The 23,665-nt window shown below is 70.2% G+C and carries 22 protein-coding genes; 19 read left to right on the forward strand and 3 right to left on the reverse strand.

All coding sequences use genetic code 11. From position 1 onward, the window contains the following. Positions 1–92 precede the first annotated feature (92 nt). From P5G52_RS17720 to P5G52_RS17750, 7 genes are read left to right on the forward strand one after another with little or no spacing between them, the layout of a single operon-like run. The gene (locus tag P5G52_RS17720; protein WP_301229968.1) at positions 93–1,715 is read left to right on the forward strand and encodes a carboxyl transferase domain-containing protein; all 1,623 of its coding nucleotides are present in this window, start codon (positions 93–95) and stop codon (positions 1,713–1,715) included. A gap of 4 nt (positions 1,716–1,719) precedes the next feature. Continuing rightward, the gene (locus P5G52_RS17725) at positions 1,720–3,804 is read left to right on the forward strand and encodes an acetyl/propionyl/methylcrotonyl-CoA carboxylase subunit alpha (protein ID WP_301229970.1); all 2,085 of its coding nucleotides are present in this window, start codon (positions 1,720–1,722) and stop codon (positions 3,802–3,804) included. Beyond that, entirely contained in the window at positions 3,801–4,997 is a 1,197-nt protein-coding gene (locus tag P5G52_RS17730; RefSeq protein WP_301229972.1) for an acyl-CoA dehydrogenase family protein, read from the forward strand. The genes P5G52_RS17725 and P5G52_RS17730 overlap by 4 nt, the downstream gene beginning before the upstream one ends. Positions 4,998–5,024: 27 nt before the next feature. Then, positions 5,025–5,798: a CoA transferase subunit A gene (locus P5G52_RS17735; RefSeq protein WP_301229974.1), complete on the forward strand. Its 774-nt coding sequence runs from the start codon at positions 5,025–5,027 to the stop codon at positions 5,796–5,798. A 2-nt stretch (positions 5,799–5,800) separates the two neighbouring features. Then, positions 5,801–6,460, forward strand: a complete 660-nt coding sequence (locus P5G52_RS17740; RefSeq protein ID WP_301230221.1) for a CoA transferase subunit B — start codon at positions 5,801–5,803, stop codon at positions 6,458–6,460. Continuing rightward, positions 6,457–6,966 carry a MaoC family dehydratase gene (locus P5G52_RS17745; protein ID WP_301229976.1) on the forward strand — a complete coding sequence of 170 codons (510 nt, stop codon included), beginning with the start codon at positions 6,457–6,459 and terminating at the stop codon, positions 6,964–6,966. Before P5G52_RS17740 ends, P5G52_RS17745 begins: the two co-directional genes overlap by 4 nt. Continuing rightward, positions 6,963–7,787: an HpcH/HpaI aldolase/citrate lyase family protein gene (locus P5G52_RS17750; protein ID WP_301229978.1), complete on the forward strand. Its 825-nt coding sequence runs from the start codon at positions 6,963–6,965 to the stop codon at positions 7,785–7,787. Before P5G52_RS17745 ends, P5G52_RS17750 begins: the two co-directional genes overlap by 4 nt. Before the next feature lie 208 nt (positions 7,788–7,995). On the opposite strand, the gene P5G52_RS17755 is transcribed toward P5G52_RS17750, so the two are convergent. Next, positions 7,996–9,555: an HNH endonuclease signature motif containing protein gene (locus P5G52_RS17755; protein WP_301229980.1), complete on the reverse strand. Its 1,560-nt coding sequence runs from the start codon at positions 9,553–9,555 to the stop codon at positions 7,996–7,998. 158 nt (positions 9,556–9,713) lie between these two features. Between P5G52_RS17755 and dxr the strand changes: the two genes are divergently transcribed. The 9 genes from dxr (at position 9,714) to P5G52_RS17800 (ending at position 18,956) form a co-directional block, all read left to right on the forward strand. Beyond that, complete coding sequence (gene dxr / locus P5G52_RS17760) at positions 9,714–11,000, forward strand: 1-deoxy-D-xylulose-5-phosphate reductoisomerase (RefSeq protein ID WP_301229982.1); 1,287 nt, start codon at positions 9,714–9,716, stop codon at positions 10,998–11,000. Further along, positions 10,997–12,340, forward strand: a complete 1,344-nt coding sequence (locus P5G52_RS17765; RefSeq protein ID WP_301229984.1) for a M50 family metallopeptidase — start codon at positions 10,997–10,999, stop codon at positions 12,338–12,340. The genes dxr and P5G52_RS17765 overlap by 4 nt, the downstream gene beginning before the upstream one ends. A 39-nt stretch (positions 12,341–12,379) precedes the next feature. Next, positions 12,380–13,000, forward strand: a complete 621-nt coding sequence (locus P5G52_RS17770; RefSeq protein WP_301229986.1) for a MarR family transcriptional regulator — start codon at positions 12,380–12,382, stop codon at positions 12,998–13,000. 337 nt (positions 13,001–13,337) lie between these two features. Continuing rightward, the gene (locus tag P5G52_RS17775) at positions 13,338–13,787 is read left to right on the forward strand and encodes a hypothetical protein (RefSeq protein WP_301229988.1); all 450 of its coding nucleotides are present in this window, start codon (positions 13,338–13,340) and stop codon (positions 13,785–13,787) included. A 10-nt stretch (positions 13,788–13,797) separates the two neighbouring features. Beyond that, positions 13,798–14,088 carry a YciI family protein gene (locus P5G52_RS17780; RefSeq protein WP_301229990.1) on the forward strand — a complete coding sequence of 97 codons (291 nt, stop codon included), beginning with the start codon at positions 13,798–13,800 and terminating at the stop codon, positions 14,086–14,088. Positions 14,089–14,187: 99 nt separating this feature from the next. Next, a complete protein-coding gene (gene ispG / locus P5G52_RS17785; protein WP_087072205.1) occupies positions 14,188–15,354 on the forward strand; it encodes a flavodoxin-dependent (E)-4-hydroxy-3-methylbut-2-enyl-diphosphate synthase in 1,167 nt (388 codons plus the stop codon). Next, positions 15,308–16,210 (forward strand): GNAT family N-acetyltransferase, encoded by a 903-nt coding sequence (locus P5G52_RS17790; RefSeq protein WP_301229992.1) that lies wholly within the window; start codon positions 15,308–15,310, stop codon positions 16,208–16,210. Before ispG ends, P5G52_RS17790 begins: the two co-directional genes overlap by 47 nt. Positions 16,211–16,334: 124 nt before the next feature. Continuing rightward, positions 16,335–18,134, forward strand: a complete 1,800-nt coding sequence (locus tag P5G52_RS17795; RefSeq protein WP_301229994.1) for a proline--tRNA ligase — start codon at positions 16,335–16,337, stop codon at positions 18,132–18,134. A 6-nt stretch (positions 18,135–18,140) separates the two neighbouring features. Next, positions 18,141–18,956 carry a sulfite exporter TauE/SafE family protein gene (locus P5G52_RS17800; protein ID WP_301229996.1) on the forward strand — a complete coding sequence of 272 codons (816 nt, stop codon included), beginning with the start codon at positions 18,141–18,143 and terminating at the stop codon, positions 18,954–18,956. 37 nt (positions 18,957–18,993) lie between these two features. Here the strand turns inward: P5G52_RS17800 and P5G52_RS17805 are convergent, their stop codons facing one another. Beyond that, on the reverse strand, positions 18,994–20,019 hold the full coding sequence (locus P5G52_RS17805; RefSeq protein WP_301229998.1) for an aminoglycoside phosphotransferase family protein: 1,026 nt from the start codon (positions 20,017–20,019) through the stop codon (positions 18,994–18,996). Next, a complete protein-coding gene (locus P5G52_RS17810) occupies positions 20,012–21,466 on the reverse strand; it encodes a DUF4439 domain-containing protein (RefSeq protein WP_301230000.1) in 1,455 nt (484 codons plus the stop codon). The genes P5G52_RS17805 and P5G52_RS17810 overlap by 8 nt, the downstream gene beginning before the upstream one ends. A gap of 42 nt (positions 21,467–21,508) precedes the next feature. On the opposite strand from P5G52_RS17810, the gene P5G52_RS17815 reads away from it, so the two are divergent. From P5G52_RS17815 to P5G52_RS17825, 3 genes are read left to right on the forward strand one after another with little or no spacing between them, the layout of a single operon-like run. Then, positions 21,509–22,183, forward strand: a complete 675-nt coding sequence (locus tag P5G52_RS17815; protein ID WP_301230002.1) for a ribosome maturation factor RimP — start codon at positions 21,509–21,511, stop codon at positions 22,181–22,183. Positions 22,184–22,193: 10 nt separating this feature from the next. Then, positions 22,194–23,183: a transcription termination factor NusA gene (gene nusA, locus P5G52_RS17820; RefSeq protein WP_301230004.1), complete on the forward strand. Its 990-nt coding sequence runs from the start codon at positions 22,194–22,196 to the stop codon at positions 23,181–23,183. A gap of 36 nt (positions 23,184–23,219) precedes the next feature. After that, the gene (locus P5G52_RS17825; RefSeq protein WP_301230006.1) at positions 23,220–23,657 is read left to right on the forward strand and encodes a YlxR family protein; all 438 of its coding nucleotides are present in this window, start codon (positions 23,220–23,222) and stop codon (positions 23,655–23,657) included. Positions 23,658–23,665: the final 8 nt, after the last annotated feature.

Consider the following 23,665-nt stretch of genomic DNA (forward strand, 5'->3'; position numbering starts at 1 on the left):
GTCCCATCATTCTGATGGACAGGCAGGTTAATGACCACTAACCTGAATCGGGTTAGCGCCTGCTAACTGAACAGTGTGCGAGGAAGTAGTCGATGGAGACTCTGGCTTCGAAGGTCGATCCGCTCTCAGCGGCGTTCGCGGCGAATTCCGCGGCCCAGGCCGATCTCGTGGGGGACCTGCGGCGCCGCCTCGCCACGGCGGCGCTGGGCGGACCGGAACGTTCCCGGGAGCGCCATGTCGCGCGCGGCAAGCTTCTGCCGCGCGAGCGCATCGACCAGCTCCTCGACGACGGCAGCCCCTTCCTGGAGATCGCACCGCTGGCGGCGGACGGCATGTACGACGACGAATGCCCCGGTGCCGGCGTGATCGCCGGTATCGGCCTGGTCCACGGGCGCCACGTGCTCGTGATCTCCAACGACGCCACCGTCAAGGGCGGGACGTACTACCCGATGACGGTCAAGAAACACCTGCGGGCCCAGGAGATCGCCCTTGAGAACAACCTGCCGTGCGTCTACCTCGTCGATTCCGGCGGCGCCTTCCTGCCGCGCCAGGACGAGGTCTTCCCGGACCGCAACCACTTCGGCCGGATCTTTTACAACCAGGCCACCATGTCGGCCCGCAAGATCCCTCAGATCGCAGCCGTCCTGGGTAGCTGCACCGCAGGCGGCGCCTACGTGCCGGCCATGAGCGACGAGACCGTGATCGTCCGCAACCAGGGCACCATCTTCCTCGGCGGGCCCCCGCTCGTGAAGGCCGCGATCGGCGAAGTGGTCACGGCCGAGGAACTCGGCGGCGGCGACGTGCACTCCCGCGTGTCCGGGGTCACCGACCACCTCGCAGAGAACGACCAGCACGCACTGGAGATCGTGCGGGACATCATCGCGACGCTTCCGCCGCCCGTCCCGGCCGACCCGTACGGGTCCTCGGTCCCCGAACTGCCGGTCCTCGAGCCGGTGGTTCCGCAGGACGAGCTGTACGGAGCGGTACCGACGGACGTCAACGCCTCCTACGACGCGCGGGAGATCATCGCCCGGATCGTCGACGGCTCGCTCTTCCACGAGTTCAAGCGCGAGTACGGCACCACGCTCGTCACGGGCTTCGCGACGATCCACGGCCACCGCGTCGGGATCGTCGCCAACAACGGCGTCCTGTTCAGCGAGTCCGCCCTCAAGGGAGCCCACTTCATCGAGCTCTGCGATCAGCGGGGGGTTCCCCTGGTCTTCCTGCAGAACCTGTCGGGGTTCATGGTCGGGAAGGACTACGAGGCGGGCGGCATCGCGAAGAACGGAGCCAAGATGGTCACCGCCGTCGCCACGTGCCGGGTCCCGAAGCTGACCGTCGTCGTCGGCGGGTCCTTCGGCGCCGGCAACTACTCCATGTGCGGACGTGCCTTTTCCCCGCGCTTCCTCTGGATGTGGCCGGCCGGCCGCATCTCCGTCATGGGCGGCAACCAGGCCTCGTCGGTCCTCGCGACCGTCCGGCGCGACCAGCTCGAGGCCCGCGGTGAGGACTGGTCGCCAGAGGAGGAGGAGGCGTTCCGGACCCCCATCCGCGACCAGTACGAGGCCCAGGGCAACCCCTACTACTCGACGGCGCGCCTGTGGGACGACGGCGTGATCGATCCGGCTGACACCCGCACCGTCCTCGGCCTCGCGCTCGACGTGTGTGCCAACGCGCCCCTGCCCGACACCTCCTTCGGCCTCTTCCGGATGTGACCCCATGACACCCAACACTCCCTCCCCAACGGGCTCCGCGAACTGGCCCTTCGATACCGTCCTCGTCGCGAACCGGGGCGAGATCGCGAGCCGCGTCCTCCGCACGGTCCGTGCGCTCGGCCTCCGCTCGGTCGCCGTCTACAGCGACGCCGACGCCGGAGCGCGGCACATCCTCGAAGCGGACCTCGCCGTCCGCATCGGCGGGGCGCCGCCGTCGGAGAGCTACCTGTCCATTCCCGCCGTGCTCGATGCGTGCCGCCGCACCGGAGCGGGGGCGGTCCACCCCGGCTACGGGTTCCTCAGCGAGAACGCCGCGTTCGCGGATGCACTGCGGGAGCAGGGCATCGTGTTCATCGGGCCCTCCGTCCACGCGCTGGACGTCATGGGGGACAAGATCCGGTCGAAGAACCACGTCGCCGGCTTCGGCGTCCCCGTGGTGCCCGGCATCGCCGAGCCCGGGCTGTCCGACGACGACCTCCTCGGCGCCGCCCGCGACGTCGGCTTCCCCCTGCTCATCAAGCCCTCGGCCGGCGGAGGAGGCAAGGGCATGCATGCCGTGCACCGACCCGAGGACCTGGCGGAGGCGCTCGCCACGGCCCGACGTGTCGCCGAGCGCGCCTTCGGCGACGACACGCTGTTCCTCGAGCGTCTCATCGAGCGCCCCCGGCACATCGAGGTGCAGGTGCTCGCCGACTCGCACGGCACCGTGATCCACCTCGGCGAGCGCGAGTGCTCCCTGCAGCGCCGGCACCAGAAGGTGATCGAGGAGGCTCCCTCGGCCCTGCTGGACGAGGCCACGCGCCAGAGGATCGGCGAGGCAGCCTGCAATGCGGCGCGCAGCGTCGACTACACGGGAGCCGGGACGGTGGAGTTCCTCGTGTCCGATGCCGCCCCCGACGAGTTCTTCTTCATGGAGATGAACACCCGCCTGCAGGTCGAGCACCCGGTGACGGAACTCGTGACCGGCGTCGACCTCGTCGAGTGGCAGATCCGCATCGCCGCGGGCGAGGAACTGCCGCTGGCGCAGGAGGACGTCGTCCTGACCGGTCACGCGGTCGAGGCGCGCGTGTATGCCGAGAACCCAGAGGCAGGGTTCCTGCCGTCCACCGGCAGCATCCTGGCACTCACCGAGCCGGCGGGGGAGGGCATCCGCGTGGACAGCTCGCTCCTGCCCGGCGGGACCGTCTCGTCGTCGTACGATCCGATGCTCGCCAAGGTCATCGCCTGGGGTGCCGACCGCGGGCAGGCGCTCGACCGCCTGGACGCGGCGCTGGCCGGCACGGTGGTGCTGGGCGTGGACACCAACATCGAGTACCTCCGCCTGCTGGTGAACGACGACGACGTGCGGGCGGCACGCCTCGACACCACCCTGATCGAGCGCCGGCTCCCGGGCCTGCCCTTCCGGCACGTCACCGCCGAGGAGATCGCGCTCGCCGCCGTGCTGCTCGTCGAGGCCGAACCCGGAGGGCCTCACGGATCCGCCGGGTCGCCCTGGCATCGCGGGGACGGCTTCCGGCTCGGGGCGGCCCGTCCCCGCACGGTGACGCTCGAACTCGACGGCGGTACGACGGCGACCGTCCGGCTCCTGCGTGCGGGCAGCGGGTGGTCCGTGTCCGGCGAGGACGGTCCGGAGGCAGCCCTGACGGTCCAGGTTCACGACGGCGGCGGAGTGACCATCGACGGTGTGCGGTCGCGCCGGCAGCACGCCGTCCACGGGGACACCGTGTGGCTGGGCGAGGCCGGCTGGTCGGCCCGCCTCCGCCGGCCCGGGCGCCGGGAACTACTCGACGCAGCCCTGTCCCGGATCACCCGCGAGGAAGGAACGGCCGATCCGCTGGTGCGGAGCCCCATGCCGGGGACCGTGGTGTCCGTAGCCGTCCAGGACGGCGCCGCCGTGCAGGTGGGCGACGTCCTCGTTGCGGTCGAGGCCATGAAGATGGAGCACCAGCTCACCGCCGCACTGTCCGGCGTCGTCCGCCTGTCCCTGAAGCCCGGGGATCTCGTCCGGGCGCAGCAGGTCGTCGCAACCATCGAGGCCGCCCCGGAGGGCGGTCCCGTACCAATCCCAGAGGAAGGGAACGCAGCATGAACTTCGAACTGAGCGAGGAATACCAGGACCTCGTCGACACCGTCCGCGAATTCGCGGACGAGGTCGTGGCGCCGGTCTCCGCGAAGCACGACGCCGAGCACAGCTTCCCCTACGAGGTCGTCAAGCAGATGGGGGACATGGGTCTGTTCGGCCTGCCGTTCCCCGAGGAGTACGGGGGCATGGGCGGCGACTACTTCGCGCTGTGCCTGGCCCTCGAGCAGCTGGCCCGCGTGGACCAGTCCGTGGCCATCACCCTCGAGGCCGGGGTGTCGCTCGGGGCCATGCCGGTCTACCGGTTCGGCACGGAGGAGCAGAAGCAGCAGTGGCTGCCCTCCCTCGCGGCGGGCACGGCCCTCGGCGGGTTCGGCCTCACCGAGTCCGAGGCGGGCTCCGACGCCTCCGGCACTAAGACGACGGCGAAGCTCGAGGACGGCGCCGACGGCCCCGAGTGGGTGATCAACGGCACCAAGGAGTTCATCACGAACTCGGGCACCGACATCACCTCGCTGGTCACAGTCACCGCCGTGACCGGGACCTCGGAGCGCCCGGACGGCTCCGTGAAGAAGGAGATCTCCACTCTCCTCGTCCCCTCGGACACCCCGGGCTTCACGGCCGAGAAGGCCTACAACAAGGTGGGCTGGAACGCCTCGGACACGCACCCGCTCACGCTCCGGGACGTCCGCGTACCGGAGGCGAACCTGCTCGGCCTGCGCGGCCGGGGCTACGCCAACTTCCTGCAGATCCTCGACGAGGGGCGGATCGCCATCGCGGCGCTCGCGACCGGTGCGGCGCAGGGCTGCGTGGAGGAGTCGATCCGCTATGCCCGGGAGCGGATGGCCTTCGGCAGCACCATCGGCGCCTACCAGTCCATCCAGTTCAAGATCGCTCGCATGCAGGTCCGCGCGCACACCGCCCGCCTGGCCTACTACGACGCCGCGTCGCGCATGCTCGCCGGCAAGCCGTTCAAGACGCAGGCCTCGATCGCGAAGCTCGTGGCCGGGGAGGCAGCCATGGACAACGCCCGCGATGCGACACAGATCTTCGGCGGCTACGGTTTCATCAACGAGTTCGTGGTGTCCAGGCACTACCGTGACTCGAAGATCCTCGAGATCGGTGAGGGGACCACGGAGGTCCAGCTCATGCTGATCGCGAGGGAACTCGGCCTCTCGGCCGGCACCCCCGGGGCGCAGTAGCGGCCCCGCGAGACGTAAGGAGAAGCAGTGATCAACAAGGTGGTTGGCAGTGCGGCAGAGGCCGTGGCGGACATCCCCGACGGTGCCTCACTCGCCGTCGGCGGATTCGGCCTGTGCGGCATCCCGGCAGCCCTGATCGGGGCCCTGCACGCGCAGGGCACGGCGGAGCTCGAGACCGTGAGCAACAATTGCGGCGTCGACGACTGGGGCCTCGGCATCCTGCTGTCCGAGCACCGGATCCGCCGGACCATCAGCTCCTACGTCGGGGAGAACAAGGAGTTCGCGCGCCAGTACCTCGCGGGTGAGCTCGAGGTCGAGCTCACGCCCCAGGGCACCCTCGCCGAGAAGCTCCGGGCGGGCGGTGCGGGCATCCCCGCGTTCTACACCACGGCGGGTGTGGGCACCCAGGTCAGCGAGGGTGGCCTGCCCCAGCGGTACGACGACGCCGGCAACGTCGCCGTCGCATCCAAGCCCAAGGAGGTGCGGTCCTTCGACGGCGTCGACTACGTGCTCGAGGAGTCCCTCCGTCCGGACTACGCACTGGTGCATGCGTGGAAGGGCGACTGCCACGGCAACCTCGTCTTCCATGCCACCGCGATGAACTTCAACCCGCTGTGCGCCCAGGCCGGCAGGATCACCATCGCCGAGGTCGAGGAGCTCGTCGAACCCGGCGAGCTCGATCCCGGCTCCATCCACACACCCGGGATCTTCGTCCAGCGCGTGGTCCTCGCGCCCGACGCCGAGAAACGCGTCGAGAAGCGCACCGTGTCGCTCGCCGCTTCCGCCCCCGAAGGAGCATGACCATGGCACTTACCCGCAACGAACTCGCCGCCCGGGTCGCGCAGGAGCTGGAGAACGGACAGTACGTCAACCTCGGCATCGGCATGCCCACCCTCATCCCCAACTACATCCCGGCGGGCGTCGAGGTGGTGCTGCACTCGGAGAACGGGATCCTCGGCGTCGGCCCCTATCCCGCCGAAGACGCGGTGGACCCGGACCTCATCAACGCGGGGAAGGAGACCGTCACCGCCAATCCCGGGGCGGCGTTCTTTGATTCCGCGGCATCCTTCGGCATGATCCGCGGGGGCCACGTCGACGTCGCCGTCCTCGGTGCCATGGAGGTCGCCCGGAACGGGGACCTCGCCAACTGGATGGTCCCCGGCAAGATGGTCAAGGGCATGGGCGGCGCCATGGACCTCGTCTTCGGCGCGAAACGCGTCATCGTGATGATGGAACACGTCGACCGCTCCGGCCGGCCGAAGATCGTCGACTCCTGCACCCTGCCGCTCACGGGGAAGGGGTGCGTGGACCGGATCGTCACCGACCTCGCCGTGATCGACGTCGAACCCGACGACGGCGGCACCCTGGTGCTGCGCGAGACCGCGCCCGGTGTCACCGTCGAGGACGTGATCGCCGCGACCGGGGCCCCCCTGCGGATCGAACTCGGGGAAGCCGCCGCGTGAGCGGTGACGCCGTGCCGACCGGGCGCGTCATCGAGCAACGCGGACTGTACTTCGACGAGCTCGAAGTCGGCACGGTGTACGCCCACCGGCCCGGGCGCACCCTGACGGAGGCGGACAACGTCCTGTTCACCACCCTGACGATGAACACCCAGGCCCTGCACCTCGACGCCGCCTGGTCCGCCGGGCAGCCCTTCGGGCAACGTCTCGTGAACTCCATGCTCACCCTGGCGACGCTCGTCGGCCAGTCGGTCACTCAGCTCACCCAGGGCACCATCGTGGCGCAGCTGGGGCTCAACGACGTCGCCTTCCCCCGGCCGCTCTTCCACGGCGACACCCTGTACACCGAGACCGAGATCACCGGCGTCCGCCCGTCGTCCTCGCGCCCCGGCCAGGGCATCGTGTCCATGGCCCACACCGGGCGCAACCAGCACGGCGAGGTCGTGGCGACAGCGACCCGCTCCGTGCTGATGTGGTCCTCGACGGCGACCCGGGAGGGACAGTCGTGAGCGCATTCACCCTCGGGCCCGCGCTGCTCTTCTGCCCGGCGGACCGCCCGGAGCGCTATGGCAAGGCCGCCGACCGCGCGGACACCGTCATCCTCGACCTGGAGGACGCAGTCGCGCCCGCGGCCAAGGAAGCCGCGCGGGCGGCGCTCGCCGAGGCCTCGCTCGCCCCCGAGCGCACTGTGGTGCGGCTCAACGCGGTGGGCACTGCGGACTTCGCGCTCGACTGCGAGGCCGTCCAGCGTACCGGCTACCGGACCGTCATGCTTGCCAAGACGGAGTCGCCCGAGCACGTCGCCGCGGTTCGGAAGGCCCTCGGGGACGTGGAAGTCATCGCCCTCGTCGAGACGGCCCGCGGAGTCGTGGAGGCTACGGCGATCGCCCGTGCCGACGGCGTCACCGCGCTGATGTGGGGTGCCGAGGACCTCGTCGCCTCGCTGGGCGGCACCTCCAGCAGGACGTCGGGCGGTACCTACCGTGCGGTGGCACTCCAGGCGCGCTCGCAGGTACTCCTCGCGGCCGGGGCGGCGGGCGTGGGCTGCATCGACGCCGTCTACGTCGACATCGCCGACACCGAAGGTCTCTCCGCCGAGGCCGAGGATGCTGCCGCTTCCGGCTTCGCGGCGAAGGCCTGCATTCACCCCGGCCAGGTCGCCGCAATACGGGCCGCTTTCGCACCCGACGACGCCGAGGTGGAGCGTGCCCGTGCGCTGCTCGCGGCCGCGGAGAACGAGCGGGGCGTGTTCGCGTTCGAGGGGCGCATGGTGGACGAGCCGATCCTGCGCCACGCCCGTAGCGTCCTGGGCAGGGCGTCGGGCCGATAGGGGCCGGCCTCGCTGGAGATGTGGAGAGCCGGGGCATCGAAGACAGCGTCCTGGGTGCATGTACACCAGCCTGATCGGACGCCCCGGACGCCCTGCACCCCGGTCTATCCGCCGCACGCCCGTCCGTCCGCTGTTCGCTCGACCCGCGGGAGCTCGCATCGAGGCTTGCTCAATCCGCTCCGGAGCGCCGTGCCTGTCACTTCGCTCGTCAGAAGGGCGGCGGAGAATCGGCGTGGGACTTCCGCCCGGTGCGCATCGCCGTCCCGAGATCGTTCATGATCCGCGCGGTCCCCGACGAACGCGAGTCGGCCGGCGGTGGCTCGGGCGGCGTCGTATAGGTCCGACCTCCCGGCGACAGCCAGACCAGTCCGCCCTCGGGATCGGGACTCGGCGTCCAGCCGGTTCGGTGCTTCAGCATGTGGTGCCGCTTGCAGACGGGATAGAGGTTGTCCGCACTGGTGGAGCCGTCGTCGGCCCAGGACACCAGATGATCGAGATCGCAGCGACTGGCGGGACGGGAGCAGCCGTAGAAGCTGCACGTCTTCTCCCGGAGCTGAATCCAGGTCCGTAGGTCCTCGCTCGGTCGGTACCGCGTCCGGTCGAGGCTCAGGATGGCACCCGAATAGGGGTGGGTGAGTAGACGCAGCCAGGAGGTGGCGTTCCCGGCCAACTGGCGGGCGGCCTCGGCCGGGATCGGTCCGTAGCCCTCGAGTTCGCCCGGCTCATCGCTGAGCCCCATCAGCGAGAACACCGGGACGGTGACCACGATCTTCGCCGTGGAAGAGCGCGCTCCGTGCCCGGCACAAGCCCCGTCGGCGCGGCCACCCTCGGCACTTCCGCACCGGCAGCACTCGCCCGAGCCAGGTGCCACGCCGATAGGTCCGGCGGCGCCGAGCAGCATGTCGGCCAGGACGTCGGCCCGCAGTTGTGGCAGGGTCCGCGGATCGTCGACGCTCCGCAGGGTGCGGGCAGCCGCATCCACCGTGGTGTGGACGGCCAAAGCCTGCTCTGCCGACAGGTAGGCGCTCAGCCAGGCCATCCCGTCGCGGTCAGGTTCGAACACCACGCAGCGATCGGCCACCGCTCGCACCCGGCGGGCGGTCAACGTCTCGGGATGGAGCTTCTCCCGCAGCCGTCGGCACCGCGCGGTGAGCCTCGGCCGGTTCAGATCCCCCGCGACTCTCAGGATCTCGCTCTCGAACGCGGCCACGGCCTCGTCCGGAAGGGTGCGGGACTGCTCGACGATGACCGATGCTCGCCCCGAGCAGATCTCGCCGTTCTCCAAGGCCGTCAGTGTGGCCGTCAACGGGCCGGTCAACGCCAGTGACTCCGAGACGAGCCGGGCCGCTGACCCTTCGGACAGCTTCAGCAGCGCCGCGGTCTCGGCGACCGTCTCGGTGAAGGCCAGCGACGAGGCCGGACCGGACCAGGAGTGGTGGTCCGGATTGCTGAAGGTATGGACCCGGGCGACCAGGCGGGCCCGCTGCGCAGCGGTCCAGGAGGCCAACCGGTCTGTGGCCCGCAGGAGATCGAGCGTGACGGCCAGACTCGGCGAGTCCGTAGGTCCCGATCCGGTGTCCAGCAGCCGGCCCAGTAGGCCGTACGGCGAAGCACCTTCGACGGCCGCACGGGCGTGCTCGTCGATCCCGGCATCGTTGAACTCCCCACCCCGGCCGAGGACCTCCTCGAACGGATCCGCGGGCCAGTCCCAGGTTGCCTCGTCGTAGGCGTCCTCGAGGTTCAGCAGCGCCGCCGATCCTGTGATCATGGCCATAGTCAATCACCTCGCACTGACGAAATAGCCGGTGGTCCCGCTGCCAGAAGGAACCGCTCGCGAGGCGCACAAGGGGTTGCCCGCCCTCGGGTTCAGCCGACCCCGACGGAGCCGGGAGGATGGACGCCGACAACCTGCGGGATACTGGGGCCATGGATTTCAGCAACCCCTCCCGGGAGCACCGGCGCGTCTCCATCCTCGGTTCCACCGGCTCCATCGGGACCCAGGCACTCGAGGTGATCGCCGCGGCTCCCGACCGCTTCAGCGTCGCCGGACTCAGCGCCGGCGGGCGGAACCTGGAGCTTCTGGCCCGCCAGGCCGTGGCGGTCCGGGCTCCCGCCGTGGGGGTTGCCTCCGCATCCGAGGCGGACCTCGACCGCGCGATCGGGCGGGCCGCCGACGCGGCCGGTGCCACCGGGTACGCGCCGGAACTGTTCGCGGGCGACGGCGCCGCAGCGAAGGTGGCGGCCTGGCCCGACGCCGACGTCGTTCTGAACGGCATCACCGGCTCGATCGGCCTGGAGCCGACCCTTGCCGCGCTCGCGGCCGGACACCTGCTCGCACTGGCCAACAAGGAATCGCTGATCGCCGGGGGAGCGCTCGTGCGGGCGGCGGCCGCCCCCGGGCAACTCGTCCCCGTCGACTCGGAGCACTCCGCGATCGCCCAGGCGCTCCGCGGCGGAACGGCGGACGAGGTGGACCGCCTGGTCCTCACGGCGTCGGGTGGCCCGTTCCGTGGCCGGACGCGCGCCCAGTTGCAGGACGTCACGCCGGCGCAGGCCCTCGCCCATCCGACATGGGACATGGGCCGGGTGATCAGCACGAACTCCGCCTCCATGGTCAACAAGGCGCTCGAGGTGATCGAGGCGCACCTCCTCTTCGACATCCCGCTGGAGCGGATCGACGTCGTCGTCCACCCGCAGTCCGTGATCCACTCGATGGTGCAGTTCATCGACGGTTCCACGCTGGCTCAGGCCTCCCCGCCCGATATGCGCCTCCCGATCGCCCTCGGGATCGGCTGGCCGTTCCGGGTGCCGGGTTCGGCGCGTGCCTGCGACTGGAGCCGGCCCGCCGAGTGGACGTTCGAGCCGCTGGACGAGGAGGCCTTCCCGGCGATCTCGCTCGCCAAGCGCGCGGCAGCCGAGGGCGGCACGCGCATGGCCGTCTACAACGCCGCGAACGAGGAGGCCGTGGACGCCTTTCACAGGGGAGCCATAGGTTTCCCTGACATCGTGGACATCGTGTCCGCCGTCGTCGACGACCAGCGCGCCGAAGAAAGCGGGGATGCCGGTGGAGCGCTGACCCTGGCTGCGGTGCTCGACGCGGAGCGATGGGCACGGGCGAGGGCCCGGGTCCGTTGTGGCCTCGAGGAAACTCCGCTGGGGTCGCCGCTGCCGGACACGGCAGCCCGTTCGGAAGGCCAGAAGGAAAAGCTGTGACTGTTCTCTTGTTCATCGCCGGCGTGCTCTTCGTCGTGATCGGCATCGCGGCGTCGATCGCGTTGCACGAAGTGGGGCACCTGGTACCCGCGAAGCTGTTCCGGGTCCGCGTCACGCAGTACATGGTGGGTTTCGGTCCCACAATCTGGTCCCGGCGACGCGGGGAGACCGAGTACGGCCTGAAGGCGATCCCTGCCGGCGGCTACGTCTCGATGGTGGGCATGTTCCCTCCCGCGACGACGGCGGCCGGCGCGGTACGGCAGTCCAGCACCGGTGTCTTCCAGCAGCTCACCAACGACGCCCGGCAGGCCGCCGCCGAACAGCTGCAGCCCGGCGACGAGAACCGTGTCTTCTACAAGCTGCCCATCTGGAAGCGGATCGTCATCATGCTCGGCGGGCCACTGATGAACCTCCTGATCGGGACGGTCCTGTTCGCCGTGCTCATCATGGGTTTCGGCACCGCCCAGGCGACAACGACGGTGTCGGAGGTCTACCGGTGCGTGGTGCCGGCAAGCCAGCAGGCGGCCACCGGCCAGACCGACTGCGCCCCGGACGATCCCGCCGCCCCCGCCTTCGAGGCGGGCCTCGAGCCGGGGGACCGGGTCGTCGCCTTCGACGGCAGGGAGGTCACGAACTGGGACGAGTTCTCCGGCTGGATCCGTGACGCAGCGGGCCGCGAGGTCGGCATCACCTACGTGCGCGACGGCGAGACCGTCGACTCCACCATCACGCCCCTGCTGACGGAGCGGCCGGTCACGACGGCCGACGGCGCCGTCGAGGTCGACGACGAGGGAAACGCGGTGACCCAGGAGGTCGGTTTTATCGGCGTCGGGTCGACGCAGGAACTGGTGCCGCAGCCGGCGAGCGCGGTCCTCCCGGCCGTCGGTGACTCGCTGACCCGCGTCGCGGGAGTGGTCCTGAACCTCCCGCAACGCGTAGTCGAGGTGGGCCAGGCAGCGTTCTCGGATGCGCCGCGCGATCCGGAGGGTCCCATCAGTGTGGTGGGCGTCGGCAGGATCGCGGGGGAGATCTCCGCGATGGAGGAGATCCCCGTGGCCTCCCGCGCGGCGACGCTCGTCGGACTCGTCGCCGGCGTGAACCTTGCCCTGTTCGTGTTCAACCTGGTCCCGCTTCTCCCGCTCGACGGCGGGCACGTGGCGGGAGCGCTCTGGGAGGGGCTCCGTCGCGGGATCGCCCGCCTGCTGAAGAGGCCGGACCCCGGGCCCTTCGACATGGCCAAGCTCCTGCCGCTCACCTACGCCGTGGCGGTCCTGCTCATGGGGATGGGTGTCCTGCTGGTCTACGCCGACATCGTGAAGCCGGTCGACCTCTTCGGCTGATCGGTTGTATTTCAGAATTCAACCCCATACGGTTGACGAGTGTTCGTCCTCACCATCGACCAGGCGGGCAGCCGATCCTCGGAGGATCGCGTCCCGGACCTGCTTGAGCTCCTGCATCCCATTCCCACGGTGCTGCCCTGGGAGCGGTCCGTCGGCGACGAGGCGCAGGGCGTCGTGGCCTCCGCGGCCGACGTCGTCGAGGCCACGATGCTCTGCCTGCGTGCGGGTGGCTGGTACGTCGGGATCGGCATCGGAGAAGTGGAGCAGCCCTTTCCGGCCTCTCCCCGGGAGGGTCGTGGGTCGGCCTTCGTCGCTGCCCGGAAAGCCGTCGACCGCGCCAAGAGGACGGGGGACCGCGCGCCCCTCGCCGTCGAGGGGCCGGATGGCCGGGCCGGCGGCGCAGGGGAGGCGGAGGGAGTGCTCGCGCTGCTCGGCCGGCACGTCATGGGCCGCTCGGAGGCCGAGTGGCGCATCCTCGACCTCCTCCAGCCCGGCGAGCGAGGCACGCAGACGGCCGTGGCACGGACGCTCGGCATCAGCCCGCAGGCAGTGAGCAAGGCCGCGGCCCGCGCCGCCTGGCACGAGGAGCACGCCGTCCGGCCCGCAGCCGCCCGCCTCCTGGCCTGGGTCGACGGCGCGGCCGAGGAGCCGAGCGCCTAGCTGTGTCGCGCTGGTGGGAGGACACACGGTCGTCCCGCGCCCGTCGTCCCGCGTCCGCCGAGACGACACAAAAGACCACCCGAGAGGTCTCATCGTGGTCATGTCTGTCGTTTCGACGGCTCGCCTGCCGTTACGTAACTCGCCTTGAAGCTTTCGCCCAGCCGCCGTCGTCGTCCCGCCCCCCTTCCCCGCCCGTCGACACGACATAAAAGACCACCCGAGGGGTCTCTTCGCGGTCATATGTGTCGTTTCGGCGGCCCGCCCTGACCGCAAACGGGGGAGCAGCACCGTTGGGGGTGCTGTGGGGTAGACATGGAGGAAGGACGAAGGAGGCTCGGTGGACGCACTATGGATCGCGGTGGCGCTGCTCGTGGCGGGCGGCATCGGCTCACCCGTGACCATGCTCGTGCTGCGCCTGGCCCGGTCGGTGGACACCGCGGAACGGCGCCGCGAGGAACCGCCCGAGCCGGCGGACCAGCCCCAGTTCGACCTCCCCGCTCCACCCGCCGATCCGCCCCAGGCACCGGTCGACGCCCTGCCGCCGGGCGTGCTCCGCGGAGGGCTGGTCATCGGCGTGCTCGAGCGGCTCGCGGTGACCGTCGCCATCCTGGGCGGGCAGCCGGTCGCCATCGCGTACGTCGTCGCGGTCAAGGCGCTGGGGCGCTACGCCGAACTCAAGGAGACCCCCGCGGCTTCCGAGCGGTTCATTATCGGCACGCTGGCCTCGATGCTCTGGGCGGCAGGCGTGGCGACGATCATCAAGGTCTACCTGCTACAGGTCCCGTAGGGTGAAGCCCATGAGTATCTTCGCCGTCGAGTACGTATACAGCCCCGACCACAACGACCTCCGCGACGAGCACCGGCCGGCCCACAGGGCATGGCTGCAGGGGCTCGTGGAGCAGGGCCGCGTCCTGACCTCCGGCCCCTTCACCGATGGCACGGGTGCCCTCCTGGTCTTCTCCGCCGAGACCGAGGCGGATCTCAACCAGCTCGTGAGCCAGGACCCGTTCGCCGTCGCCGGAGCCATCGCGGCCGTCAAGACCATCGGGTGGAATCCTGTCGTCGGAGCGTTCCGCGACCTCGTGTGACCTGGATCGCCACAAGGCCGTCGGTCGTTGGGGCGGGTGGATAATGAAATCAAGAATCTCGTCAGACGTGCGGTCAAGGCCGCCAGCATGGAGGATGTTTTGACCTCGGTCAACCTAGGAATGCCAGCAGCACCGCCGCCCGTCCTCGCCCCCCGGCGCAAGACCCGTCAGATCAAGGTCGGATCGGTGGGCGTGGGATCGGATTCCCCGATCAGCATCCAGTCGATGACCACCACCCCCACCACGGACATCAACGCGACGCTCCAGCAGATCGCGGAACTGACCGCCACCGGCTGCGACATCGTCCGTGTGGCCTGCCCGTCCGCGGACGACGCCGCCGCGCTCCCGATCATCGCGAAGAAGTCCCAGATCCCCGTGATCGCCGACATCCACTTCCAGCCGAAGTACGTGTTCGCCGCGATCGACGCCGGCTGCGCGGCCGTGCGCGTCAACCCCGGCAACATCCGGAAGTTCGACGACCAGGTCAAGGAGATCGCTGCAGCCGCAAAGGCCGCGGGCACCTCCATCCGCATCGGCGTCAACGCCGGTTCGCTGGACCCGCGCCTCATGGAGAAGTACGGGAAGGCCACGCCCGAGGCCCTCGTCGAGTCCGCCGTCTGGGAGGCGTCCCTCTTCGAGGAGCACGACTTCCACGACTTCAAGATCTCCGTGAAGCACAACGACCCCGTGATCATGGTCCGGGCCTACGAGCTGCTTGCCGAGCGCGGTGACTGGCCCCTGCACCTCGGCGTGACCGAGGCCGGACCGGCCTTCCAGGGCACGATCAAGTCCGCGACCGCCTTCGGGGCGCTCCTGTCCAAGGGCATCGGCGACACCATCCGCGTCTCGCTCTCGGCCCCGCCGGTCGAGGAGATCAAGGTGGGCAACCAGATCCTGCAGTCGCTCAACCTGCGTCCCCGCAAGCTCGAGATCGTGTCCTGCCCGTCCTGCGGCAGGGCCCAGGTGGACGTCTACACGCTCGCCGAGGAGGTCACCGCCGGCCTCGAGGGCATGGAGGTCCCGCTGCGCGTGGCCGTCATGGGCTGCGTCGTCAACGGGCCGGGCGAGGCCCGCGAAGCCGACCTGGGTGTCGCATCCGGCAACGGCAAGGGGCAGATCTTCGTTCGGGGCCAGGTCATCAAGACTGTCCCCGAGGACCAGATCGTTGAGACACTCATCGAGGAAGCGATGCGGCTCGCAGAGGAAATGGGTGAGGCTGATGGCGAAACTGCTGGCCAGGGTGGCCCCATGGTTACCGTTAGCTAGGCCCCAGCCCGATCCCGAAGGGCCCTGGTCCTTCCGGGTCCTCGGCGAGGAGGACACGAGGGACCTCTGGGCGATCGTCGCCGCCGATCCGGTGGCCAACGTGTTCGTAGCCTCCCACCTCGAGTCCATGGGCACGGCTGCGCCGTCGTTCTCCGGCGGGGAGATCATCGGCATGTTCCGGCACAACGAGCTGCGTGCCGCCTGCTGGGCGGGAGTGAACCTCGTGCCGATCGGTGTGACGGACGAGACCGGGGCCATCTTCGGCGACCACCTCGGCCGGTCGGGCCGGACCTTCTCGTCGATCTTCGGGCTCTCCGAGGGCGTCATGGACCTGTGGTCGACGCTCGAGGACTACAGCGCCGAGCCGTTCGACGTGCGCCCCACGCAGCCGCTCATGGCCATCGACACGGACCCGCTGCTCGCCCCCGCGCCCGACCTCCGGTTCACGCGGCCCGACGAACTCGACCGGCTCCTGCCCGCCTGCGCTGCGATGTTCGAGGAGGAGGTGGGCTACTCGCCGTTCATCGGCGGGTCGGACCACTACCGGCGCCGCGTCGCGTCCCTCATCAGCCGCAAGCACTCGCTCGCCGCCTTCGGCGACGACGGCGAGGTGGTCTTCAAGGCCGAACTGGGCACGGTGTCGTCCCAGGCCGTGCAGGTGCAGGGCGTCTGGATGAACCCCGACCATCGGGGCAGGGGACTGAGCGCCGCCTACATGGCCGGCGTCGTCGTCGCCGCCCGCTCGCTGGCCCCGACCGTGAGCCTCTACGTGAACTCCTACAACGCCCGGGCCCTCGCGGCCTATCGGCGCGTGGGCTTCGAGCAGGTGGACACGTTCGCGACCATCCTCTTCTGAGGAGGGGTCGCGGGCGCGGTGGCCCGCGGCGGTCCGGCGGACGGAACCCGCTAGATTGGTACCTGTTGTTTCCCGCCGGACGGCGGGAAGGTGAATGGCAGTACCGATATGAACGGACACCCGCGTGGTCTTACGACTCTCGACCCTTTTCCTGCGCACCCTGCGTGAAGATCCAGCCGACGCCGAAGTCGCGAGCCACCGCCTCCTGGTGCGCGCGGGCTACATCCGGCGCGCGGCGCCGGGTATCTACAGCTGGCTGCCGCTGGGGCTGAAGGTCCTCGCCCGGGTCGAGGCCATCGTCCGCGAGGAGATGGAAGCCATCGGCGCACAGGAAGTCCACTTCCCGGCGCTGCTGCCCAAGGAGCCCTACGAGGCGACCAACCGCTGGACCGAGTACGGCGACGGCATCTTCCGCCTGCAGGACCGCAAGGGCGCGGACTACCTCCTGGCGCCGACGCACGAGGAGATGTTCACCCTGCTCGTGAAGGACCTGTACACCTCGTACAAGGACCTCCCCGTGAGCCTGTTCCAGATCCAGACCAAGTACCGGGACGAGGCCCGCCCCCGTGCGGGGCTGCTCCGCGGACGCGAGTTCATCATGAAGGACTCCTACTCGTTCGACATCGACGACGAGGGCCTGGAGGCGAGCTACCAGCTGCACCGCGCCGCGTACCTCCGCATCTTCGAGCGCCTCGACCTCGACGTCGTTCCCGTGACGGCGACCGCCGGGGCCATGGGCGGGTCGAAGAGCGAGGAGTTCCTGCACCCGACGCCCATCGGCGAGGACACCTTTGTCCGGTCGGCCGGCGGCTACACCGCCAACGTCGAGGCCGTTACCACGGTCGTTCCCGACCCGATCGACTACGCCGAGGCACCCGCAGCGGAGGTGCGCGACACCCCCGACACCCCCACCATCGGCACCCTCGTGGACCACGCCAATGCGGCGGTGCCCCGGGACGACCGTGCCTGGACCGCGGCCGACACCCTCAAGAACGTCGTGCTGGCCGCCGTGCTGCCCACCGGCGAGCGCGAGATCGTCGTCGTCGGTGTGCCGGGCGACCGCACCGTGGACCTCAAGCGCATCGAGGCGAACATCGCCGGCCACCTCGAGACGGGCGGCGAGGTCGCCGTGGAGGCAGCCAACGAGGAGGACCTGAAGAAGCACCCGGGCCTCGTCAAGGGGTACATCGGCCCGGGAATCGCACTGGATTCCGCCGTCATCGGCGCCGAGGCGTCCACTGGCCTCCGGTACCTCGTGGACCCCCGCGTGGTTCCCGGCACGTCGTGGATCACGGGTGCCAACGAGCACGGCAGGCACGTCTTCGGGCTCATCGCGGGCCGCGACTTCACCTGGGACGGCGTCATCGAGGCCGTCGAGGTGCGCGAGGGCGACGAGGCACCCGACGGATCGGGTCCGCTGATCGCTGCCCGTGGCATCGAGATGGGCCACATCTTCCAGCTCGGCCGCAAGTACGCGGACGCGCTCGGGCTGAAGGTCCTCGACCGGAACGGCAAGCTCGCCACGGTCACCATGGGCTCGTACGGTGTCGGGGTCACGCGCGCCATCGCCGCCCTCGCCGAGTCCAACCACGACGACCGCGGCATCGTCTGGCCCCGCAACGTCGCTCCCGCCGACGTCCACATCGTCGCGACCGGCAAGGGTGCGGAGGTGTTCGAGGCCGCAGAGAAGCTCGCCGCAGAGCTGGAGGCGGCAGGCCTCGCCGTCCTGTACGACGACCGGCCCAAGGTGTCCCCGGGCGTGAAGTTCGGCGACGCGGAGCTCATCGGCGTGCCGACCATCGTCGTCGTCGGGCGTGGGCTGGCCGACGGGGTCCTCGAGGTCAAGGACCGCAGGACGGGTGAGGCGCAGAACGTCCCCGTCGCCGAGGCTGCCGCGCTGCTGCGCGGACTCGCCGCCTCCTAGTCCGCGGTGGGCTCGGGACTCGAGGAACTGCACCTCGCGACGATCCTGCTGGTGCTCGTCGCGGGGTTCGCCGCCGGGTGGGTGGATGCCGTCGTCGGTGGAGGGGGCCTGCTGCAGCTGCCGGCGTTGCTGCTGGTACCCGGCATCGCGCCCGTCGAGGCCCTGGCCACCAACAAGCTCGGGTCCATCTTCGGAACGACGACGAGCGCCGTCACCTACTACCGGCGGGCCCACCCGGACCTGAAGACGGCGCTGCCGATGGCGGGGATCGCCCTCCTCGGCAGTTTCGGTGGGGCGGTTCTCGCGGCGTCCCTTCCGTCGTCGGTGTTCAAGCCGGTCATCGTGGTGGCGCTGATCGCCGTCGCGGTGTTCACCGCGCTGAAGCCGTCGGTCGGGACTCTCACGCAGTTGCGGCACCAGGGAGCGCGGCACTACGGGACGGCCGGTGCGATCGGGCTCGTCATCGGGTTCTACGACGGCCTGATCGGGCCTGGTACGGGCTCTTTCCTCATCATCGCGATGGTCACGCTGCTCGGCTACAACTTCCTCGGTGCCAGCGCGAAGGCGAAGATCGTGAACATGGCGACGAACTTCGGTGCCCTGATGTTCTTCCTCCCGAACGGCTCCATCCTGTGGGGGCTGGGGCTCCTGCTCGGTGTCGCGAACATGGCCGGTGGCTATACAGGGTCCCGCATGGCGATCAGCCAGGGCAGCAGGTTCATCCGTATCGTGTTCCTCGCCGTGGTGGGGGCCCTCATCCTCAAGCTCGGGTCCGACGTCTGGGTGGAGAACGTGCGCCCGTTCCTGGCCGGGGCCCGGTAGCAGCCCGCGCCAGTAGCAGCCGGCGGGCGCTGCAGCGTTAGAGGACCGGCAGCTCGCCGACCGGCGGCAGTCCGTCCAGCGTCCGCCCGAGCACCGAACTCGCCACCCACAGGGACCGCTGCGCGTCGCCCGGCCGACCATGGGCGAGGTAGGACAGCGCGTTGCGCACCTCGCGGACGACGGTCCAGCCCCGGCCGAGGCCGGCATCGAGACCGGCGGCCGCCGCCAGGGCCGTGGAGTGGGCACGAAGGTGACCTGCCGGGTCCGCGGCGTCGAGCTCGGACAGGCGGTTCCACAGCATCGGCGCCAGGGCGTACTCGGCGTCGCCGAGCACCGGCTTCGGGTCGATCGCGGTGAACTCCCGCAGCTGTCCCCGCGAGGACGGCAGGAGGTTCCCGTAGTGCAGGTCGGAGTGCACGAGGACGTCGCGCTCCGACCGTCGCCCCACGATGCCGCGCGACTGGCACACCTCGAGCGCAGACTCCATGAGCCACCGCGGGAACGGTTCGCCGAGTTCGTGCCACCGTGCGGGAAGGGTGTCCGTCCACCGCTCGGCGTCGGACGCGAGGTGCGGGAACGCGGCCCAGGGGGCGCTGTCGCCGGCCGGTATCGACAGCCGGCGCAGGACACGGCCCCACGGTTCGGGCGTCTCGTCGAGCGGGACGTCCATCAGGGAGTGGTCGCCGTCGAGCCGGTCGAGCAGCAGTGCGAAGTCGGGGCGCGACGCCGCGAGCAGGCGCACCGCCCCTGTCCCGTCCCAGAGTTCCAGCGCATCGGGTTCCGGCACGGCCTCGTCGTGCGGGATCGTGAGTTTGAGGACGGCCTCCGCCGGGTCATTGCCGTCCCGTCGGACGACGGGTACGACGACGGCGCATCGGCCCGCCCACACGGGCTGTCCGTGCCGCAGGTCGAGGACCAGGTTCCAGGCGTCGAGCCTCCCGGCCAGCAATTCCCGCCATTCCCGGGTCCATCGGGCACCGCCGTCGATGCTCCGCGCGCTCTGCAGGAGCCGGGGTGGCAGGTCCGGAAGACCGCCCGGGGTGCGGTCCTGGTCGCTAGCCACCGTTCGGCCCTGCCGGTGCCGGAGTGCCCTCGGGTGCCGGCGCGTCCTCGGGAGCCGAAGTCGCCCCCGGCCTCGTTGCGCTGGCGGAATCCCCGGCGGATCCGGCCCCGGATTCCGTCGCCAGACCGGGGAAGGCGTCGAGCGGCGTTCCGGCCTCGAGACTGCGTTGGACGGCCGCGTTGTAGGAGGCGACGGCCCACGCGCGGACGTCCGGGCCGACAGCGGACACGAGGCCGGCGTACAGCTCGGCGTGGTCCTGTTCGAGCTCCCGGAGGGCTGCCTCCGGATCGGCGCGGAAGGCCGGGGCGATCGCGAAGCCCGCAGGCGCAGGCGCCACGGGGACGCAGAGCTCCGCGAGGCGCCGGGCGGCGGCGTCGGCTGCCGCCTGATGGACAGCTGACCGTGCGAGCGCAGCTGCGGGGTCGGGCACCAGTGCAGCGGCGACCTCGTAGCCGTAGCGGGCCTCGTCTTCGGCCCTTTTCGCGTTCTGCAGGGCCTGCCGGTCGGCCTCGGTGCCGAGGGGGGTCCCGGCGCAGTCGTCCGGACTGGCGGCGTCGGCTGACGAGGCGGGTGTGAGTGCGCCGGGAGGGTCTCCTGACGAATTAGGAGCGGGCGCGTCGGCAGGGTCGTTAGCGCCGGCAGGGTCGGCTGACGAAGTAGGAGCGGGGACGCCGGCGGGGCCTCCTGACGGGGCAGGACCGGTGGACGAGGTAGGACCGGTGGGAGCGACCAGCCCGGCTTCGTCGGCTGTGAGGTCCGCGGCGGACAGAGTGTCGGCAGCAGGGAGGCCGGGCTCGGTCCCGAGCGCCTGTCCGATGAGCACCGCCTGCCGCCACTGGTTGGCTCCTGCGGAGGCCAGCACACGTGCGGGACCGGGTTCGGCGTCGACGGCGTCCCGCAGGCTGCGCAGGGCGCTGTCCCGGAGCATCGACAGGAGGCGCGGTCCGTCCACCGGCACCTCGGCGCTCGAGGACGCTCCCGTCGCCGGGACCGGGTCGATGGGCGTGCCGGCCGACGTGGAACCGGCGGACGTGGAACCGGCCGACGCGCCGCCGGCATCCGTCCCCTCCGGTGCCGGGGCGGGGGAGCGCGGCAGGGAGACGGCGTCCGCCTGCGCGTCCAGGTCGGCCGCGACCGCTGCCAGCCTCTCCCCGAGGGCCGCCTCGAGGGCCGGCTGGAGTGCCGCCGCGGCCCGTGCGTCGGCGGCCAGTGCGCGGTACCGTCCCTCGGCGTCGAGCTGGGCCTGTTCGCCGGCCGAGTAGACGGGGGCCGGCGGTTCGGCGGACCGGAGCCCGATCCCGACGACGATTCCCGCCATGAGCAGGACGACGGCGAACAGCCCGATGAGCCCCGCGGACCAGCGCAGGACGCGTCCGGCGACGCGGCTTCCACGCACCCGCTGCCCGCCCGTCTCCGCCCGCATGTTCACAGTTCCCGATGATGCCACGGTGGGTTGCGTTTCACCCGGTCCTACACCCGGCACCGCGGAATGTCGGTACTCTTGGAGGACAACATCATCGAGTGGGAGGCAGCCATGGCGGTCCGGTCCGGGAACGAAAAACATGCTCCGACCCGCAAATCGGCCCTGGAGGCCGAGCTGCAGGCCGAAGCCCAGCGCCTGCGGACCAGGCTGCAGCCCGTAGTGGAACAGCACAACCTCTACCTCGAGGACGTCGACATCAAGGTCGCCGGCTCCCACCGCACGGTCCACGTCGTCGTGGACCTCCCCGAGGACGCCTCGGGAAGCGTGGGACTCGATGTGATCTCGGCGATCTCGACGGACCTCTCGGCCGCGATGGACAGCGACCCCCAGGATGACGACCGCCCGTACAACCTCGAGATCTCCTCACCCGGGGTGTCCCGTCCCCTCACCGAACCGCGGCACTGGCGCCGCAGCGTGGGACGCGTGGTCGAGGTCAAGCCGGTGACCGGCGACGTCGTCGTCGGCCGCCTGCAGGACGTCACCGCCACGGGAATCCGGCTGATCCCGCACCTGCCCGTCAAGAAGGGCATGAAGCCGAAGCAGGGCGATCCGCTCGCCCTCGAGTTTTCCAAGATCCGCAAGGGGACCGTCCAGGTCGAATTCGCGCATCTTGAGGACGAACACCACGAGAACAGCGATGGGGCCGATCCGGACATCTCCGGCGCCGTGCACCCCGCGTAAGGAGACCTACATGGACATTGATATGAGCGCGCTGAGGCTCCTCGAGCACGAGCGCGAGATCCCGCTGGACAAGCTGGTGCCCACGATCGAGCAGGCACTGCTCATCGCGTACCACCGCACACCCGGCGCCCACGAGACCGCCCGCGCCGAGCTCGACCGGCGCAACGGCCACGTCACCATCTGGGCGACGGAGAAGGACGACGACGGCGAGACCGTCGGCGAATTCGACGACACCCCCAGCGGATTCGGCCGCATCGCCGCGAGCACCGCGCGCCAGGTCATCCTCCAGCGGCTGCGCGACGCCGAGGACGACAACATCCTCGGCGAATTCCGGGGCAAGGAAGGCGAACTCGTCGCCGGCATGATCCAGCAGGGCACCAATCCGCACATGATCCAGGTCAACCTGGGATCGGTGGAGGCCGTGCTGCCGCCGCCGGAGCAGGTGCCGGGGGAGAAGTACCTGCACGGCACCCGGCTGCGGGCGTTCGTCGTCGACGTGCACCGCGGCATGAAGGGCCCCTCCATCACCCTGTCCCGCTCGCACCCAGGCCTCGTCCGGAAGCTCTTCGAACTCGAGGTCCCGGAGATCGCGGACAAGACGGTCGAGATCGTGGCCCTGGCCCGCGAGGCGGGGCACCGCACCAAGATCGCCGTGAAGGCCAACGTCCCGGGCGTGAACGCCAAGGGTGCCTGCATCGGGGAGATGGGCACGCGCGTCCGCGCCGTCATGAACGAACTGAACGACGAGAAGATCGACATCGTCGACTACAACGACGACGCCGCGTCCTTCATCGCGAGCTCGCTGTCGCCGTCGCGCGTCACCTCGGTGACGATCACGGACGAGGCCACGAGGTCCGCACGCGTCGTCGTGCCGGACTACCAGCTGTCCCTCGCGATCGGCAAGGAAGGCCAGAACGCCCGCCTCGCCGCGAAGCTCACCGGCTGGCGAATCGACATCGTGTCCGACGCGGCGAAGCCCGCCTCCGCCGCGAAGGCCTAGGCCGGCCGGTCTGCCGGCGGGGCCGGAAGGGGTAGAATGGATACGACTGATGTCGGGTCGCGCCCGGAAGACTCTGCTCACCGAGAAGATACTGCTCACCGAGAAGAGTCCGGGCACCAGCCGGAGGACACCCATCCGATACGCACCTGCGTGGGATGCCGCCGGCGGGACCGCCAGTCACACGTGATGCGGGTTGTCGCACGACCGATCGACGGGCAGGATGTCGCCGTCATCGATGAGCGGCGCCGGCTATCCGGACGGGGTGCTTGGCTGCACCCCGACCCGGCATGCATGGAAACGGCCGTCAAGCGGAAAGCCTTTCACAGGGCCTTCCGCCGACCGGTGGACACTGCTCAGTTGGCAGCGGACTTCCAGGCACACCTGGAGCGTCGAGATGAACGCTCCGATTCACCACCGTCCTCCCGGAAAGCGGGTCAGTACCCTCATGGAAACCCGATGAGAACCCAGCGATGAGTGCGCAA

It is taken from the genome of Arthrobacter burdickii (assembly GCF_030433645.1).
GTDB lineage: Bacteria > Actinomycetota > Actinomycetes > Actinomycetales > Micrococcaceae > Arthrobacter_D > Arthrobacter_D burdickii.